This is a genomic window from Sedimenticola hydrogenitrophicus, assembly GCF_029017505.1.
In the GTDB taxonomy this organism is placed as follows: domain Bacteria; phylum Pseudomonadota; class Gammaproteobacteria; order Chromatiales; family Chromatiaceae; genus Sedimenticola; species Sedimenticola hydrogenitrophicus_A.
Genome location: NZ_JAQGEI010000078.1, coordinates 1 through 2,982, shown reverse-complemented (window position 1 = coordinate 2,982; position 2,982 = coordinate 1). Strand labels below are relative to the sequence as shown.

General features: G+C 49.5%; 3 protein-coding genes and 1 pseudogene. All 4 read right to left on the bottom strand.

Annotated features, from left to right (window positions below; translation table 11 throughout):
- A pseudogene (locus O9K64_RS23230) lies at positions 1–230 on the bottom strand (hypothetical protein); the annotation flags it as partial.
- A 100-nt stretch (positions 231–330) separates the two neighbouring features.
- Positions 331–891 (bottom strand): dienelactone hydrolase family protein, encoded by a 561-nt coding sequence (locus tag O9K64_RS23225; protein ID WP_335342353.1) that lies wholly within the window; start codon positions 889–891, stop codon positions 331–333.
- Positions 892–908: 17 nt separating this feature from the next.
- Positions 909–2,378 (bottom strand): IS4 family transposase, encoded by a 1,470-nt coding sequence (locus O9K64_RS23220; protein ID WP_275100501.1) that lies wholly within the window; start codon positions 2,376–2,378, stop codon positions 909–911.
- A 46-nt stretch (positions 2,379–2,424) separates the two neighbouring features.
- Positions 2,425–2,790, bottom strand: a complete 366-nt coding sequence (locus tag O9K64_RS23215) for a twin-arginine translocation signal domain-containing protein (RefSeq protein WP_335342351.1) — start codon at positions 2,788–2,790, stop codon at positions 2,425–2,427.
- Positions 2,791–2,982: the final 192 nt, after the last annotated feature.

Sequence of the window (2,982 nt, the reverse complement as noted above, 5' to 3'; positions counted from 1 at the left end):
ATTATTTGACCACTATCACCTAGATAGTGACGGAAATATTGGAAATTGAGTCCGGTACCGCACCCAATTTCTATCACGGCATCTCCAGGATTGAGACCCATTTGAGAAATTGCCATCTTTCTATATTTCGTTTCTCGAAACCCGACAATGTAGTAGAGATTCGCGGTTATGTCGTAGTGCTTGGCGCGCTTTCGATATAGCTCACGAACTGTATCCTTGTTCAATGCCATAAGTTAAGGGGCCGGAGCCATTTTAGCCTGTCGACAGGTATATTTAAGAGTGGAGTCATTACTCCAGTTTTGGTAGCGATTTCCCTCAGGCATTTTCGCTTTACCCCAGATGCTGACTGAAAAACTCCAGTGTTCTCTTCCAGGCCAGTTCCGCACTTGCTTCATCGTAGCGGGCCGTGGAGTCGTTATGAAAACCGTGATTTACGTCCGGGTAGATATAGGCGGTGTAGTCTATTTTCGCGGCTTTCAACGCGGCTTCGTAGTCGGGCCAGTAACCATTAACCCGTTTATCCAGCCCGGCAAAGTGCAGCTGTAACGACGCTTTGATTCCGGCGATATCACTCTGGGGCGGTGTACCGTAATAAGGTGCGGCGGCATCGACAATATCCGGCAGCATCGCCGCCAGCTGATTGGTCAGATAACCACCAAAACAGAAACCGACCATCCCCAGTTTGCCGGATGTCAGCGGGTTTGTTTTCAGCATTCTGGCTGCGTCTGCAAAATCCCCCTCGATCTTGCTGCGATCCAGGGTTTTCTGCATAGCGCGACCGTCATCATCGTTCCCCGGATACCCGCCCAGCGGATACAGTGCATCGGGAGCAAACGCCACGAAACCGGATTTTGCCAGACGCCGGGCCACATCTTCGATATAGGGGTTCAGGCCAGAATGGCACTAAGTTAAGCCTGTTTAGCACTGTATCGACTACGATGTGGAATTTCTACCATTTCGTGTCTAGGGGCTGTTAAATATCCAAAGGGTTTAGGTCTTCGTTTCACGCATCGAGGTTCTCGTCGCCTTGGTCTGGTTATGACTATTGTGGTTGCAATAGCATCGCGTAGTGAAGCCATTAAGCGACGCTGTTCTCTTTCATTGTTACCTGCATGATTAAATAGTGGTTCCCATTGGCGAAGAGCTTGCACACTGGCCTTAAAGCTAATGGATCGTGGTTGTTGCTTAGACTCTTTTGCCGCATCCACCATGAGCAGGCGTATGGTGTTGTAAACAATAAGATGCATTAGGATCTCTTTCTTAACCATGGTTGGCGTCTTACAGCGTAGGATGTCCATCCCCATAGTCGTTTTGATGTCGCGAAAGAATAGTTCGACATCCCATCGCTGGTAATACAGATCCGCAATCTCTGAAGTATTGTAGGCCGTTGCATCCGTCAATGTAGTGACGATGTAAAACGATTGTGACCGCATTCCTGGCGTGTCTATAGTCACTTTAATTTGGCGTAAAGTGAGGCGCTCCGGGAGCGCTTCCCACTCATTTTTACTGTAACTCAGCCTTTTATTCCAAGCAGGTTTTGGCCATTGGATCAGTAAATCATCGTGGCCCAGAATGGCGATGGCTGACGAGGCTTTAACCGGGGTACGACGCGCCAGTGTGATCACAGAATCAACACCTCGCTCCTGGAATTTCCATACGTCATAGTAGCTACAGAACCCCTTATCTCCCAAGAAAACATCACCTTTGACAAAGCTATCCCATTGGTGACGCAACAGAGGGATCTCACTCTTTTTTCGGTTGCCAATCCGATAGCTCAGTATTGCTCCTGTTTGCAGACAGAAACAGGCTAAGACCCGTGCCTGAGGAAAACCGCAGCCAAGTTTCTGACTACTTTGCTGAGGCCACTTCTCCTGATTGGTTGATGTATCTGGCATGCTCACTCCAGTGCCGTCGACCACTACAACCCGGCGACCTTTCCACCACTGATCACGACCTTTTTGCTGGAGGGTATTTGAGGTGTGTACCAAGATCTTTTCGAGGCTGGTTTGTTCCAACTTATTACGGGCCTGGCAATAAGCCGAAGTGGAAGCTGATGGGACGATCAAAGATTTGGCTACAGCGAAAGCTTGTACCTTTCGTACCACTTCTTTGCAGCCTCCATCCGCATCAAGGATTTGGGAAAAGAAGGCCCAAAAAGTGTTCGTCTTACTAAATAATCGACGGCGGCTAAACGAGCCACTCCCTTGGTGTTCTAGCTCCTTTACGGGAATAAATGAAGCAAAATATTCACCCAGTTGGCTGATCGAGAGACGCCGCACCCGTGCTTGTTCGTCGGCCAGTTTTTTGATGGCTGAACGTGGTTTGCGGCGCAGGGTGGCAAGGTGAAATCCGGGGAGATATAAGGAGTTGTTTTTCATGCCCAATTATCTCATTTTGGGTACACAGGAACCATGCTAAAGGGCCTTAACTTAGTGCCATTCGGTTCAGGCCACGATTTTCGTGGGCAACCAACACGCCCGGTGCCGGCTTTTCAGTACTTACACCGGCCGGCACTACAAGATAGCCGCGCCCTTTACCATGCCCTTGAGGCGCATCAAACTCCAGGTAGCTGGCTTTAATATCAGGGTCATTGAAGGAGACCTGCTCTGCCAGTGCATAATCAGGCAGCAGCGTGCCGGCGACGGTACTCGAGGTCAGCCCTGCAATCCCCAGGGTGGCAAGCCGCTTCATAAAGGTACGGCGGTCGATATCACCATGGGCGTATTCGTCATACCAGTCGAAAACTTCCTGGGGAATATTAATGCCCGGGATACGATTATTGTTATCCATACCGGCTGTGCTCCTGTGTGGCTACCACGAAAAGGTTTGTTCGCAGGCCCTGTGATCTATTGAGCAAATATAGCCCAAGGGCTGGATAACGAAACTTTTATCACCGAATTCACACTGTATCACTCACCCAGTTACGCCTGATCCAGGTTGAGTACGGGAAAGGAGATTCAGAATGCCCAACTAAAGGGGGTT